The following is a 12790-nucleotide window of genomic DNA, read 5'->3' as shown; positions in this document are numbered from 1 at the left end:
GGGTGCGTCGGGCGCTGGACCAACGAGCACCCGCCCGCGAGGTCACGCCCGGGTCCGGGGCGACCGAGGTCACAGCCGGAGCCGCTCAGGTCACGGCCGGATAACGCCGATGAGATCTCTGGCCGTCGAGCCGCGCCGCTCATCGAGGAGCGTGCCGACCCGGCCGTGCGGTTCTCCCCGACGACGGCCCCGCCCGTCGCACCCCTCCCCGAACGGAACGTCGCTCCACCATGTCCGCCGCCCTCGGCGTCCTCGCGTCCACCCTCACCATCGCCCTCGTCTGGCCCCAGGTCTGGCTGTCCTGCCGGCACCGCCGCACCCGCGGGATGTCCCCGACCGGCACCTGGCTCGCCGTCGCCCTGAACGCCTGCTGGCTCGTCTTCGGCCTGCTCACCGGGGATCCGGCGCAGATCGTCACGAACGCCGTCGTCGGCGCCGCCAACACCGGCCTGCTGCTCGCGCTGCTGCTCACCCAGCCGCACCTGCGCTCCCGCGGGGTGCTGCTGCGCACCGCCTCGGGCGCCCTCTGCCTGGTCGCGTTCGCGGTCGGCAGCGGGCTCGTCGTCGTGCTCCTCGGCGCCGACCCGGCCGCCGTCGCCGGGCCGGTCGCGTCCGCGGCCTCCCTGGTCGGCGCCGCGGCCGCGCTGCCGCAGCCGGTGAGCCTGCTGCGCGACCGCACGCAGGACCTGTCGGGGTTGTCCCCGGCGCGGTGGGTCCTGGGTGCCGCCGCCAACGCCGCGTGGGCCGGCTACGGCTGGGTCCTCGGGCAGCCGTCGGTGTGGCTGTCGGCGTCCGTCGGCCTCGGCTGCTCGCTGGTCGTCTGCGCGGTCCTGCGCCACCGGCGGCCGACCGCGGCCCCGGCCCCGTGGTCGTCCCCCCGGCCTCGTGCGCCCGGGGTCGCCGCCACGGGCGTGGTGCCTCAGCCGAGCGCCGGCCGGCAGCTCTCCGACGCGCGGCCGGTCCTCGTCGCCGCCTGACCGGCGCGGCCGGCGTGCGCGGCCAGCAGGCCCGCGGCCAGCGCGCCGGTCGCGTTGAGGGCCGCGTCGAGCGGGGACACCACCCGGCCCAGCGGCAGCAGCCACTGGAGCACCTCGATGGTCGCGCCACCGGCCAGCGCCACGGCCGTCAGCCGGGACGCGCGCGCGAGCGACGGGCGCAGCAGCACCGCCGACGCCGCGGGCACCGCCAGGAGCGCGAGGTTGCCCAGCAGCTGCAGCAGCGTGGCCTCGGAACCCAGGCCGGTGGCGTACCACCGCAGCTCGGTGGCCGGCGAGCCCCAGGCCCAGCCGGTCCCCACCGGCAGCAGGGTCAGCGCGGCCACCGCGGCCAGCGACGCGATCAGGACCGCACCGAGCGCGGACCGCTGCGGCGTCACCGCGTCACACGCCGGACCCGGCCCGCCGGCCGGTGCGCGAGCACCAGGTCGCGGGTGGTCGGCGGGACGGAGAGCCAGTGGTCCGCGTCGTCGTCCATGCCGCCACGGTCGCCGGTCTTCCTCCGGCCGCCCTGGGCGCCGCCTGGACGTCCGCTGTCCGCGTGCGGCCGGCACGGGCCGCCGGGCCCGCGAAGGATCCACAGCCGGGCAGGAGCGCCGGCACAGCGCAGTCACAGGGACGGTGCCGAGGCTCCGGTCGACGGCCGGAGAGCTCCTCCGGCCCCGGAGGAGGAGTGCACGTGCGCAAGAAGAAGATCATCATCGCCACCACGGCCGGGGTGCTCGGCCTGTCCGGTCTCGCCTTGGCGGTACCGGCCGTAGCGGCGCCCGGCAGCGACAGCGGCACCCCCGCCGCCGTGGAGCGGATCACCGAGGCGCTGTCCGGCCTGGTCACCGACGGGTCGATCACCCAGGAGCAGGCCGAGGAGGTGGCCGGCACGCTCGGCGAGGCGGGGATCGGCCGCGGCGGGCACCACGGGGGAGGTGGCCTCTCCCTGGCGGCGGCCGCGACCGCGCTGGACATGACCGAGGACGAGCTGCGCACCGCGTTGGAGCCCGAGGGCACCACGCTGGCCGAGGTGGCCGAGGCCGAGGGCGTCCCCGTGGGGGACCTGGTGGCCGCGCTGGTGCAGGCCCGGGAGGAGCGCGTCACCCAGGCCGTGGAGGACGGCCGGCTCACCCAGGAGGAGGCCGACGAGGTGCTGGCCGACGTCGAGGAGCGGGTGACGGAGCGGGTGAACAGCGAGGCGCCGGCCCGCGGGCACGGTCCGCGCGGTTCCGGCGGGGACTGACCGCCCGACGGCGCCGCCACCCACGCGGAGGCGGCGCCGTCGCTGCTCGTCGTAGCCTGCCGCCATGCCGCCGGACATCCTCGAGGTCCGTTCCGCCCACGACGTCGCCGTCACCGTCTACCGCTGGGACCCGGCCGGGACCCCGCGCGGCGTCGTGCAGCTCGCCCACGGGATGGGGGAGCACCTGCTGCGCTACGAGCCCCTGGCCGCGGACCTCACCGACGCCGGCTTCGTCGTCGTCGGACAGGACCACCGGGGGCACGGCGCCACCGCCGCGGACGACCGGCAGGGAGAGCTCGGGGAAGGCGGCTGGGACGAGCTGGTGCGCGACATCGGCCGGGTCAGCGACCGGGTGCGCGCGGACCTCCCGGACCTGCCCGTGGTGCTGCTCGGCCACAGCATGGGGTCCTTCGCGGCCCAGCAGCACGTGCTCGACCACAGCCGGGAGCTGGCCGGGCTGGTGCTCAGCGGGACGACGACGCTGGACCTGCTGGAACCCGCGCTCGACCTCGACGGCCCCACGGACCTGTCGGCGTTCAACGCCCCGTTCGCGCCCGCCCGCACCGACTACGACTGGCTGTCCCGCGACGAGGCGCAGGTCGACGCCTACGTCGCGGACCCGCGCTGCGGCTTCGGCCTCGCGGCGCCGGACAACCAGCAGATGTTCGTCTCGGCCCGTCAGCTGGCCGACCCGCAGCGGCTCGCGCAGCTGCGCCGCGACCTGCCGGTGTACGTCGTCGTCGGGGACGCCGATCCGCTCAACGCCCGGCTGGCGCTGGTGCACGCCCTGGTGCAGCGGCTGCAGGAGGCCGGCCTGCAGGACGTGACCCTCCGGTCCTACGAGGGCGCCCGGCACGAGGTCTTCAACGAGACCAACCGGGCCGAGGTGGTCGCCGACCTGCTCGCCTGGCTGGACCGGGTCGTCCCCGCCACCTGACACTGGACAGCCGGACGGGCCTGCGGGACCCTCCCGTCATGAGCGAGAGCCCGTACGCGCTGCCGGTCGAGGAGTTCCTGGACCGCACCCGAGTGCCCGTGGTCGACCAGGTCGAGACGCGGACGGAACCCCGCCTCCCGGACCCCGACTGGTCGACGAGGCTCGACCCCTACCTGGACGGCGGCGGCGGGGACGTCGACGGCGACTGACCCCAGCCCGGCCGCGTCATGGCCGAGCGGCGGCGGAACTCCTCGACCGGGAGGTGGGTGACGCCGGCCAGGCGCAGGGACGCCACCCGCCCCGACGGGTCGCGCTCCACCGGCACGCGCTCGCCGGAGGCGCCGAAGCCCGGCTGCGGGGCGACCCGCAGCGTCTCCCCGTCGACGACCTCCAGCTCCTCCACCGTGGGCAGCGGATCCGGCGCGGTGGGCCGCAGCAGCACCAGCCGGCCCCCCAGCTCGGCGACGTCGACCATCCCCCAGAGGCCGGCGAACCGGCCGGTGAACGCCGAGGCCGGCGGTGCGCCCGGTGGCGGGGGAGGGACCTCGGTGCGGGGAGCCAGCGCGACGCCGACCAGCTTCACCAGGCCGACGGCGAGCTCGTGGGCCGGCCCGTCGATGGCGTTGGTGAGCACGCTGACCACCAGCTGCGCGACCGGGTCGACCAGCGTCAGGGTGATGTGCCCGGGCCAGCCGCCGCTGTGGCCGACCAGCTGCCGGTCGCCGACGGTCATCAGCTCCAGGCCCAGGCCGTAGCGGCCCACCTCCGTGCCGTACGCGGTGACCACCGACTCCAGCCGCTGCATCAGCCGCTTCGAGTCGTCGGTCAGCAGCCGCTCGTCGCCGAGGACGTGCGCCGTCCCGTAGGCCGACAGCTCCTCGGCGGTGGAGAAGAAGCCGGTGGCCGCGGCCATCGCGCCGGTGCCGACCTGCGCGAGGACCTCCCGGGGGTCCTCGCCCAGGAGCCGCCCGGTGTGGCCGGATGCGTACTCGCCGGCCCGCGCCGGGTCCAGGTCGGTGCCGGTGCGCGTCAGGCCCAGCGGATCCAGGATCGCCGTCCGGCAGTGGTCGGCGAACGACGTGCCGGTGACCGCCTCGACCGCCAGCCCGACGAGCGCGTACCCGAGGTTCGAGTACTTGAAATGCTCGTTGCGGGCGTGCACGAGGCCGGCCCGCCGCACCTCGGCGAGCACGGCGGCGCGGTCGGGGAACGGGGTGCCCAGCTGCCAGAAGTCGGCGTCCGCACCGTCGCGGAGCACGCCGGCCTGGTGGCCGAGGAGCTCGCGGACCGTGACCCGGCCGACCGGGGAGCCGGCGAGCTCCGGCAGGTGCTGCCCGATCGGGTCGTCCAGCCGCATGCGGTCGGCCTCGACCAGCTGCAGGACGGCGGTCGCGGTGAACGTCTTGGAGTGCGAGGCGATGCGGAACAGGTGCTCGCGGGTCAGCGGTGTGCCGGCCACCTCGTCGGCCAGCCCGACGGCGGCCGACAGCACCAGCTCGCCGCCGGAACGCACCGCCACCTGGACGCCGGGCACCCGCCGGTGCGCGGCCTGCGCCGCCACCCAGGAGCGGAGGTACCCGGCGGCGGCGCGGACGGTGGCGGTCTGCGCGGCGAGCTCCCCGGGGGAGGCGGTCATCGCCCGCGGGGCAGCGACTTCCGGTCGCGCTGGACCCAGCCGAGCACCGCGGTGCCGGCGAAGAACAGCACACCGACCACGGCCAGCCAGAACAGCCCCTCGACGACGGCGCCGATGACGGTGATGGCCAGCCAGACGACGAGCAGCAGGCCGAGCAGACGGAGCACGGGGTCCTCCCAGCGTCAGCGGGTGGTGGGGCTTCCACCCTAGGCCGGGGTCGCGGGGGGATCGGCCGCGGACGCAGGTACCGGCCGCGGAGCGACGTGGGGCGCCGTCGGAAAGGATGGCGGCATGTCCTTCCGCGCAGCCGAGAACCGCTACGACTCCATGACCTACCGCCGCACCGGCCGCAGCGGCCTCGACCTGCCGGTCATCAGCCTGGGGCTGTGGCACAACTTCGGCGACGACGTGCCGTTCGACCGCCAGCGCGACATCCTGCGCCGGGCCTTCGACCTCGGCATCACCCACGTCGACCTGGCCAACAACTACGGACCTCCCTACGGCAGCGCCGAGACCAACTTCGGCCGGCACCTCGACGACGACTTCCGGCCCTACCGCGACGAACTGGTGATCAGCACCAAGGCCGGTTACGACATGTGGCCCGGCCCGTACGGCCAGGGCGGGGGGTCGCGGAAGTACCTGACCGCCAGCCTCGACCAGTCGCTGCGCCGCATGCGGCTGGACCATGTCGACATCTTCTACAGCCACCGGCCGGACCCGACGACGCCGCTGGAGGAGACGATGACCGCGCTCGACACCGCGGTCCGGTCCGGGAAGGCGCTGTACGCCGGCATCTCCTCGTACTCGCCGCAGGACACGGCGCGGGCAGCGGCGATCCTGGCCGACCTCGGCACGCCGCTGCTCATCCACCAGCCGTCCTACTCGATGCTCAACCGCTGGATCGAGCGCGACGGCCTGCTGGACACCCTGGCCGACGTCGGCGCCGGGTGCATCGCCTTCTCCCCGCTGGCGCAGGGCATGCTCACCGACAAGTACCTCGGCGGCGTGCCCGAGGGGTCGCGGGCCAGCCAGGGCAAGTCGCTGTCACCGGACTTCCTGACCGAGGAGGCGCTCGGCCACGTGCGCGCGCTCGACGAGATCGCCCGGGGGCGGGGGCAGAGCCTGGCCCAGATGGCGCTGGCGTGGGCGCTGCGCGACGAGCGGGTGACGACGGTGCTCGTGGGTGCCAGCAGCGTGCGGCAGCTGGAGCAGAACGTCGGGGCGCTGGCGAACCTCGGCTTCGCCGACGACGAGCTGGCCGCCATCGACCAGCACGCCGTGGACAGCGGCATCGACCTGTGGGAGGGACCCCGCACGGGCGCCTGACGGGACGTCCGAGCAGGTCGACCGACCGGTGGCCCGGCGTGATCCGCGCCACGATCACGGTCGCATCAGCGGTCGGCGTGCTCGCCGGCGCTGTCCGGCGGCCTCGTCCGTCCGGTTTCGGGGAGCAGAAGGTCCGGTCGCCGGCGTGACCGCCGGGCGGCCGGCCCGTTGGTGTTCCACGACGCCCCTCGACGGGGGGCGTCCGTCCTTTCCCAGCAGAGGGAGCCACCATGAGCGACTCCGATCGGCCGAACATCCTGCAGCGGGTCATCCAGTGGCGCGTGGGCGCCGCGATGGAGCCCCAGCCGCCCAACGAGACGGTGAGGAAGCTCCAGCAGCCGCTCGTCGACCTGCTCGAGAGGTACTGGTTCCGGCTCGAGATCTCCGGCTGGGACCGGGTGCCCGACGAGCCCTGCCTGGTCGTCGGCGTGCACTCCGGCGGCGCCCTGACCATGGACGCGTGGACGCTGGTCAACGCGTGGCAGAAGCACTTCGAGGGGAAGCGGTTCCTGCACGGAACGGCGCACGACGTCCTCATGGCGTCGCCGGGGCTCGGTGACTACTTCCGCGCCGTCGGCGTCATCGCGGCGAACCGGAAGAGCGTCTCGGCGGCGCTGGCGCAGGGGCGGGACGTCGCGATCTGGCCCGGTGGCGAGATCGACGCCATGCGCAGCTGGCTCAAGCGCGACGTGGCCACGCTCGCCGGGCGCACGGGGTTCGTGAAGCAGGCGATCCGCTCCGGCGTGCCGATCCTGCCGGTGGCCACGGTCGGCGGGCACGACACCGTCTTCGTGCTGTCGGAGGGCAAGTGGCTGGCCAACGGGCTGGACAAGCTGCTCGGCCTGAAGAAGACGCTGCGGGGCTCCAACCTGCCGATCATCGCCGGCTTCCCCTTCCCGATCGCGGTGGAGATCCTGCCCGCGCACGTGCCGCTGCCGGCGAAGATCCGCACCGAGCTGCTGGAGCCGATCGAGGTCGACACCGACCCGGAGCGCGCGGACGACGCGGCCTACGTGCAGAAGATCTACGACCAGGTCGAGGCCGCCATCCAGGCCGGCATGGACCGGCTGGCCGCGAAGCGCACGCTGCCCGTGCTCGGCTGAGCAGCCCGCGCGCCCCCGCGCGCCTCACCCCGACGGGGGATGTGCCGCGCGGCCGGGCGTGCCGATGCCTGCGGGGTGAGCACTCTCGCGGCAGACCCCCAGCGCGGTGCCCTGCCCGGTGCCGGGCGGTCGGCCGCGGCAGGCCTGGGACGCCCGACCGGGGCGCGGGACGCCGTCCCCGCGCCGGAGAGCGCGCGGCGGCTGCTCGTCGTCCGGGCCGTGGCCGTGGCCGCCGTCCTGGCCACCGCCGGCTACCTGGGCTGGCGGGTGCTCACGACGCTCCCGGAGGGGCCGGCCCTGTGGCTCGGGGTGCCGTTCCTCGCCCTGGAGCTCTACGGCGGCGTCGCGCTCCTGCTGTTCGTGATGACGACGTGGAACGTGGCCCCGGCGCCGGTCCCACCACGTCCGGGACCGGCGCCGTCGGTCACCGTCCTCGTCGCCACCTACGACGAGCACCTCGACGTGCTGCTGCCGACGGTCGCCGCCTGCCTGGCGATGACCGGGAACCACGAGACCTGGGTCCTCGACGACGGCGACCGCCTCGAGGTGGAGGAGATGGTCACCGCCCTGGGGGCCCGCTACGTCAGCCGCCCGGAGCACGACCACGCCAAGGCCGGCAACCTCAACCACGCCTTGGGGCTGGTGAGCACCGAGCTGGTGGCCGTCTTCGACGCCGACCACGTGCCGGACCCGCAGTTCCTCACCCGCACGGTGCCGTACTTCGCCGACGACCGGCTGGCTCTCGTGCAGACCCCGCAGCACTTCTACAACACCACGTCCTTCGAGCACCTGCGCCCGGGCGCCGACCTGCACGAGGAATCGCTGTTCTACCGGGTGATCCAGCCCGGCAAGCACCACGCCGGCGCGGCCTTCTGGTGCGGCACCAACGCGGTCCTGCGCGCCGATGCGCTGCGCGAGGTCGGCGGCGTGGCCACGGAGTCCCTGACCGAGGACTTCCACACGACCATGAAGCTGCACCGCGCCGGCTGGCGGAGCGCCTACCACAACGAGGTGCTCGCCCGGGGCCTGGCCGCGGGCAGCCCGGACGCCTTCTACGCCCAGCGCCGTCGCTGGGGCAGGGGTGCCATGCAGGTCCTGCGGCACGACAACCCGCTCACCGCCTCCGGCCTGACCGTGCGGCAGCGGCTGAGCTACCTCTACACGCTGTCGGCCTGGTTCGACGCCTGGCGGACGCTGGGCTTCGCCCTCGTGCCGGTCGCCGTCCTGTTGACCGGCCTCTTTCCCGTCGCGGCACCGCCCGCCGAGTTCGCGCTGATGGCCGGCGTCCCGTTCGTGCTGCAGCAGGTAGCCCTCACGCTGCTGTCCCGGGGGTTCGCCCCCGCGCGGTTCTCGCTGCTGTTCGAGGTGGTGCGGCTGCCTTCCAACCTGGCCGCCACCCTCACCCTGCTGCGGCGCGGCACCGGCCGGTTCGCGGTCACCGCCAAGGGCCGCACCGGCGAGGAGCGCACCCGTGCCCGGGTACCGGCCGTGCTCCTCCTCCTGGCCGCCGTCCTGGGCGGCAGCCTGCTCTACACGGCCGCCAGCTTCTACGGTTGGACCCCGACGCGACACGGGCTGGACGGCACCACCCTCGTCCCGATCTGCTGGGTCGCGGTCACGCTGGGCTTCGTGCTGGCCGGCATCCGCCGGATCCGCGATCCGCGCTTCTCCGCCGAGCGGCGGGACGGCCACCGGTTCCCCGCCGCCATGCAGGCGGTCGTGGACGGCGCCCCGGCCCTGCTGATCGACGTCTCCCTCGGCGGTGCGCAGGTGCGCATCCGGGGGGTGGGCGTCGCCGTCGGCGTCGACGTGGAGCTGGCCATCCGGGTGCCCGACCGGGCGAGCCACGTCGTCCTCCGGGGGACCGTCCGCTCCCGGGAGGGCGACGTGCACCGGCTGCAGTTCACCGGACGGCAGTGGGTCGAGCTGGCGGCCCTGTCGGCGACGGCGTTCGGGGCGGGTGCCGCCCGCTGGGCGGCGGCCGGCGTCACGCCGTCCACCGTGGGGGCCGCGCCGGAGCGCGGGCAGCGCGTCCGTGCGGCGGAGCTGCACCCGGACGTGGTCGCCGCGGCCGTGCGCGGCCCGCTCGTCCCGGCGTCCCGGCGCCCGACCTCCGAGGACGAAGACGCACGGGACCTCGCCCGGGGCTGACCCCTCGCCACGCGGCCGCCGAACCGGCAGGGTGGGTGCTCCACCCCGACGGACGGAGCGGTCATGGCAGCGCGGTACGAGTACAAGGTCGAGGAGATCCGCGAGGGGATGATCGGCGGCAAGATGTCCGGCGGCAAGCTGGAGAAGGTCCTCAACCAGCACGCCGGCCAGGGCTGGCAGCTCAAGGCCATCACCTCCGTGGAGGTGAAGGGCCGCATCGGGCCCGGCGGGGTCGAGGGCGTGCTGGTCACCTTCGAGCGCCCGGTGGCATGACCGCCGGGTCCACCGACGCCGGCCGGCTGGGCGACCACGCCGGCGGCGCGACCCCGGCCGAGGCGCTGGCGTGGTTCGACGCCCGCGACCCGGTGGAGCCGGAGGAGATGGTCGGCCGGTGGCGGGGGAGCGGGCTGCCCACCGGGTCCCCGCTGGACGGCCTGCTGGAGGCCTACGGCTGGTGGGGCAAGGAGTTCCTCGACGCCGAGCGGGTGCACCCGCTGCTGTTCTCCGCGGCGTCCGGTCCGCGCCCCGTCGACCCGGCGCTGATCCCGATCGGCGTGCTCCGGGACCGGCCGGGGATCGCGCACTCGCCGGTGGCGCGGGTCGCCTTCCGGGCGCTCCGCCCGCTGCTCACGACGTCCAGGCCGAGGGCACGGTTGCGGGCGGTCGAGCACCGCGGCGTCGTCACCGCCGCGATGGTCTACGACGTGCTGCCGATCATCGACGTCTTCCGCCGGGTCGACGGCGCGACCGTGCTGGGCCTGATGGACCTGCGCGGCCTGCCGGACCCGTTCTTCTTCCTGCTCAGGCGGGAGCGCTGACCCCGAGCTCGGCCAGCAGCCCGCGGATGCGCTGCTCGATGTCGTCCCGGATGGGGCGCACGGACTCCACGCCCTTGCCGGCCGGGTCCTCCAGCTGCCAGTCCAGGTAGCGCTTGCCCGGGAAGACCGGGCAGGCGTCGCCGCAGCCCATGGTGATGACGACGTCGGAGGCCTCGACCGCGTCGGTGGTCAGCACCTTCGGTCGCTGGTCGGAGATGTCGACGCCGACCTCCGCCATCGCCTGGACCGCGGCGGGGTTGACCTGGTCGCCCGGCACGGAGCCGGCCGAGCGCACCTCGACGGCGTCGCCGGCGAGGTGGCGCAGCCAGCCGGCGGCCATCTGGGAGCGGCCGGCGTTGTGCACGCAGACGAACAGGACGCTGGGCTTCTCGGACACGGGCTTCCTCTCGATCAGGGGTCAGGCGGGAGCGGGCTGGAGCTCGGCGAGCAGGGCGCGCACCCGGGCGTCGACGTCGTCGCGGATCGCGCGGACCTCCCCGACAGAGAGCCCGGCGGGGTCGCGCACCTGCCAGTCCAGGTAGCGCTTCCCGGGGTACACGGGGCAGGCGTCGCCGCACCCCATGGTCACGACGACGTCGGCGGCGCGGACGACGTCGTCGGTGAGCGGCTTGGGGAACTCGGCGGTGAGGTCGACGCCGATCTCGGCCATGGCGGCCACCACGGCATCGTCGATCCCGGGCGCCGGCTGGGAACCGGCCGAGCGCACGTGCACGCGGTCGCCGCCGTGCAGCTGCAGGAGGCCGGCGGCCATCTGCGAGCGGCCGGCGTTCTGCACGCACACGAACAGCACCTCGCAGGCCTCGCTGCTCAGCGCCCCCTTCGACTGGGCCAGCGCGGTGAGCCGCTCGGTCGCGAACCGCCCGGCGAGGACCGGTAGGTGCGTCGTGACCTTCGCCGTGCGGGCCAGGGCCGTGTAGGACTCGAAGACGTAGCGGTCGATCGTCTCGCGGGCGAAGACGCCGGTGAAGCGCGCTGCCAGGTCGTCGGCGAGCCGGTGCAGCGACGCCTCGGGGGTGAGCAGTCCGGGCAGCGACCGGTCGGCGGTCATCGGGTGCTCCTCGCCGGTGCCGGGACGGTCGGGTCGCCCGGGAACCAGCGGCGGGCAGCCCGGAGGGACACGTAGACCAGGGCGACGAGCACCGGCACCTCGATGAGCGGGCCGACGACGCCGGCGAGCGCCTGCCCGCTGGTGACACCGAAGGTGCCGATGGCGACGGCGATGGCCAGCTCGAAGTTGTTGCCGGCCGCGGTGAACGCCAGGGTCGCCGTCTTCGCGTAGCCCAGGCGCAGCCGCATGCCGAGCAGGAAGGACCCGGCGAACATCAGGAAGAAGTAGGCCAGCAGCGGCAGCGCGATGCGGGCGACGTCCCAGGGCCGGGAGGTGATCGCGTCGCCCTGGAGGGCGAAGAGCATGACGATCGTGAACAGCAGGCCGTACAGCGCGACCGGCCCGATGCGCGGCAGGAACGTGCCCTCGTACCAGGCGCGGCCGCGGCGGCGCTCGCCGACCGTGCGGGTGAGGAAGCCGGCCACCAGCGGGACGCCGAGGAAGACGAGCACCGAGACGACGATCGCCCAGAAGCTGAACTCCGCCGACGTGGTGGCCAGGCCGAGCCAGCCGGGGAGCACCTGCAGGTAGAACCAGCCCAGGAGGGCGAAGGCGAGGATCTGGAACACCGAGTTGATCGCGACCAGGACGGCGCCCGCCTCGCGGTCGCCGCAGGACAGGTCGTTCCAGATCAGCACCATCGCGATGCAGCGGGCCAGGCCCACGATGATCAGCCCGGTCCGGTACTCGGGGAGGTCCGGCAGCAGCAACCACGCCAGCGCGAACATCAGCGCCGGGCCGATCAGCCAGTTGAGCACCAGGCTGGCGCCGAGCAGCTTCCGGTCGCCGGTCACCCGGTCCAGCTCGGAGTACCGGACCTTGGCCAGCACCGGGTACATCATCAGCAGCAGGCCGACGGCGATCGGCAGGCTGACGTTGCCGACCTCGACGGCGCTCAACGCGTCGTCCAGGCCCGGGACCCAGCGACCCAGCGCCAGCCCCAGCGCCATCGCCGCGACGATCCAGACCGGCAGGAAGCGGTCGAGCGGAGACAGCTTCTGCAGGACGGGGGCGTCGGCGGGGGCGTCGGTGCGCGCGGTCTCGCGGACGGCGTCGCTCATGCCGGCACGGCCGTGCTGAACAGGGTGGCGACGGCGGTGAGGGCCGCCGGCCGCACCGCGTAGTAGACCCACACGCCGCGCTTGTCCCGGTCCAGGATCCCGGCCGAGTGCAGCACCTTGAGGTGGTGGCTGATGGTGGCCTGGGTGAGGTCGAAGGCGTCGTTCAGGTCGCAGACGCAGGCCTCGCCGCTGGCGCTGGAGGCGATCAGGCTGACCAGCCGCAACCGCACCGGGTCGGCCAGCGCCTTGAGCAGGGGGGCGACCTGCTCGGCCTGCTCGGCGGACATCGCCGTGCCGGACAGCGGCGTGCAGCACGCCAGGCCGGGCTCGCTCATCGTCAACTCCTGGGTCGTGGACATCGCCGCCGATAATAACGATAGGCGTCGTATTGACAAGCATCGAT

16 protein-coding genes are annotated in these 12790 nt (G+C 74.6%); 9 read left to right on the top strand and 7 right to left on the bottom strand.

Going from position 1 to position 12790, the window contains the following annotated elements:
* Positions 1 to 230: 230 nt before the first annotated feature.
* Positions 231 to 977 (top strand): SemiSWEET transporter, encoded by a 747-nt coding sequence (locus tag C5507_RS07940; protein WP_104527991.1) that lies wholly within the window; start codon positions 231 to 233, stop codon positions 975 to 977.
* On the opposite strand, the gene C5507_RS07935 is transcribed toward C5507_RS07940, so the two are convergent.
* The gene (locus C5507_RS07935; protein ID WP_104527990.1) at positions 920 to 1375 is read right to left on the bottom strand and encodes a teicoplanin resistance protein VanZ; all 456 of its coding nucleotides are present in this window, start codon (positions 1373 to 1375) and stop codon (positions 920 to 922) included. The two genes, C5507_RS07940 and C5507_RS07935, sit on opposite strands and share 58 nt — an antisense overlap.
* 299 nt (positions 1376 to 1674) lie before the next feature.
* On the opposite strand from C5507_RS07935, the gene C5507_RS07930 reads away from it, so the two are divergent.
* From C5507_RS07930 to C5507_RS22185, 3 genes are all read left to right on the top strand, one after another.
* Positions 1675 to 2226, top strand: a complete 552-nt coding sequence (locus tag C5507_RS07930; RefSeq protein ID WP_104527989.1) for a hypothetical protein — start codon at positions 1675 to 1677, stop codon at positions 2224 to 2226.
* 64 nt (positions 2227 to 2290) lie between these two features.
* Positions 2291 to 3163: an alpha/beta fold hydrolase gene (locus C5507_RS07925; protein ID WP_104527988.1), complete on the top strand. Its 873-nt coding sequence runs from the start codon at positions 2291 to 2293 to the stop codon at positions 3161 to 3163.
* A 38-nt stretch (positions 3164 to 3201) separates the two neighbouring features.
* Positions 3202 to 3372: a hypothetical protein gene (locus C5507_RS22185; RefSeq protein ID WP_158657544.1), complete on the top strand. Its 171-nt coding sequence runs from the start codon at positions 3202 to 3204 to the stop codon at positions 3370 to 3372.
* On the opposite strand, the gene C5507_RS07920 is transcribed toward C5507_RS22185, so the two are convergent.
* Both C5507_RS07920 and C5507_RS22655 read right to left on the bottom strand, forming a co-directional pair.
* Positions 3333 to 4799 (bottom strand): serine hydrolase domain-containing protein, encoded by a 1467-nt coding sequence (locus tag C5507_RS07920; RefSeq protein WP_104527987.1) that lies wholly within the window; start codon positions 4797 to 4799, stop codon positions 3333 to 3335. The two genes, C5507_RS22185 and C5507_RS07920, sit on opposite strands and share 40 nt — an antisense overlap.
* Positions 4796 to 4966 (bottom strand): hypothetical protein, encoded by a 171-nt coding sequence (locus C5507_RS22655; RefSeq protein WP_165400452.1) that lies wholly within the window; start codon positions 4964 to 4966, stop codon positions 4796 to 4798. The genes C5507_RS07920 and C5507_RS22655 overlap by 4 nt, the downstream gene beginning before the upstream one ends.
* A gap of 124 nt (positions 4967 to 5090) precedes the next feature.
* On the opposite strand from C5507_RS22655, the gene mgrA reads away from it, so the two are divergent.
* The 5 genes from mgrA (at position 5091) to C5507_RS07895 (ending at position 10197) form a co-directional block, all read left to right on the top strand.
* Positions 5091 to 6125, top strand: coding sequence for an L-glyceraldehyde 3-phosphate reductase (gene mgrA, locus C5507_RS07915; RefSeq protein ID WP_104527986.1), 1035 nt, complete (start codon positions 5091 to 5093; stop codon positions 6123 to 6125).
* A gap of 230 nt (positions 6126 to 6355) precedes the next feature.
* The gene (locus tag C5507_RS07910; RefSeq protein WP_104527985.1) at positions 6356 to 7228 is read left to right on the top strand and encodes a lysophospholipid acyltransferase family protein; all 873 of its coding nucleotides are present in this window, start codon (positions 6356 to 6358) and stop codon (positions 7226 to 7228) included.
* A gap of 75 nt (positions 7229 to 7303) precedes the next feature.
* Entirely contained in the window at positions 7304 to 9379 is a 2076-nt protein-coding gene (locus tag C5507_RS07905) for a glycosyltransferase family 2 protein (protein WP_158657543.1), read from the top strand.
* 63 nt (positions 9380 to 9442) lie between these two features.
* Positions 9443 to 9652, top strand: a complete 210-nt coding sequence (locus tag C5507_RS07900; protein WP_104527983.1) for a DUF4177 domain-containing protein — start codon at positions 9443 to 9445, stop codon at positions 9650 to 9652.
* Positions 9649 to 10197, top strand: coding sequence for a DUF4334 domain-containing protein (locus C5507_RS07895; RefSeq protein ID WP_104527982.1), 549 nt, complete (start codon positions 9649 to 9651; stop codon positions 10195 to 10197). Before C5507_RS07900 ends, C5507_RS07895 begins: the two co-directional genes overlap by 4 nt.
* Here C5507_RS07895 and C5507_RS07890 read toward each other — a convergent pair.
* The 4 genes from C5507_RS07890 to C5507_RS07875 are packed head-to-tail and all read right to left on the bottom strand — an operon-like array spanning position 10181 to position 12746.
* Positions 10181 to 10594: an arsenate reductase ArsC gene (locus tag C5507_RS07890; RefSeq protein WP_104527981.1), complete on the bottom strand. Its 414-nt coding sequence runs from the start codon at positions 10592 to 10594 to the stop codon at positions 10181 to 10183. The two genes, C5507_RS07895 and C5507_RS07890, sit on opposite strands and share 17 nt — an antisense overlap.
* Before the next feature lie 21 nt (positions 10595 to 10615).
* Entirely contained in the window at positions 10616 to 11266 is a 651-nt protein-coding gene (locus C5507_RS07885) for an arsenate reductase ArsC (protein ID WP_104527980.1), read from the bottom strand.
* A complete protein-coding gene (arsB, locus tag C5507_RS07880; protein ID WP_104527979.1) occupies positions 11263 to 12387 on the bottom strand; it encodes an ACR3 family arsenite efflux transporter in 1125 nt (374 codons plus the stop codon). The genes C5507_RS07885 and arsB overlap by 4 nt, the downstream gene beginning before the upstream one ends.
* On the bottom strand, positions 12384 to 12746 hold the full coding sequence (locus C5507_RS07875) for an ArsR/SmtB family transcription factor (protein ID WP_104527978.1): 363 nt from the start codon (positions 12744 to 12746) through the stop codon (positions 12384 to 12386). The genes arsB and C5507_RS07875 overlap by 4 nt, the downstream gene beginning before the upstream one ends.
* Between the last annotated feature and the right edge of the window lie 44 nt (positions 12747 to 12790).

This window comes from Blastococcus saxobsidens, from assembly GCF_002938435.1.
In the GTDB taxonomy this organism is placed as follows: Bacteria; Actinomycetota; Actinomycetes; order Mycobacteriales; family Geodermatophilaceae; genus Blastococcus; species Blastococcus saxobsidens.
This window is presented reverse-complemented; position numbering and strand designations above follow the sequence as displayed.

What these genes read in the sequence shown, in the direction of transcription:
- C5507_RS07940 (WP_104527991.1), top strand. Translation starts at nt 231, where the DNA reads ATGTCCGCCGCCCTCGGCGTCCTCGCGTCCACCCTCACCATCGCCCTC.
- C5507_RS07925 (WP_104527988.1), top strand. Translation starts at nt 2,291, where the DNA reads ATGCCGCCGGACATCCTCGAGGTCCGTTCCGCCCACGACGTCGCCGTC.
- C5507_RS22185 (WP_158657544.1), top strand. Translation starts at nt 3,202, where the DNA reads ATGAGCGAGAGCCCGTACGCGCTGCCGGTCGAGGAGTTCCTGGACCGC.
- C5507_RS07920 (WP_104527987.1), bottom strand. Translation starts at nt 4,799, where the DNA reads ATGACCGCCTCCCCCGGGGAGCTCGCCGCGCAGACCGCCACCGTCCGC.
- mgrA (WP_104527986.1), top strand. Translation starts at nt 5,091, where the DNA reads ATGTCCTTCCGCGCAGCCGAGAACCGCTACGACTCCATGACCTACCGC.
- C5507_RS07910 (WP_104527985.1), top strand. Translation starts at nt 6,356, where the DNA reads ATGAGCGACTCCGATCGGCCGAACATCCTGCAGCGGGTCATCCAGTGG.
- C5507_RS07900 (WP_104527983.1), top strand. Translation starts at nt 9,443, where the DNA reads ATGGCAGCGCGGTACGAGTACAAGGTCGAGGAGATCCGCGAGGGGATG.
- C5507_RS07895 (WP_104527982.1), top strand. Translation starts at nt 9,649, where the DNA reads ATGACCGCCGGGTCCACCGACGCCGGCCGGCTGGGCGACCACGCCGGC.
- C5507_RS07885 (WP_104527980.1), bottom strand. Translation starts at nt 11,266, where the DNA reads ATGACCGCCGACCGGTCGCTGCCCGGACTGCTCACCCCCGAGGCGTCG.
- arsB (WP_104527979.1), bottom strand. Translation starts at nt 12,387, where the DNA reads ATGAGCGACGCCGTCCGCGAGACCGCGCGCACCGACGCCCCCGCCGAC.
- C5507_RS07875 (WP_104527978.1), bottom strand. Translation starts at nt 12,746, where the DNA reads ATGTCCACGACCCAGGAGTTGACGATGAGCGAGCCCGGCCTGGCGTGC.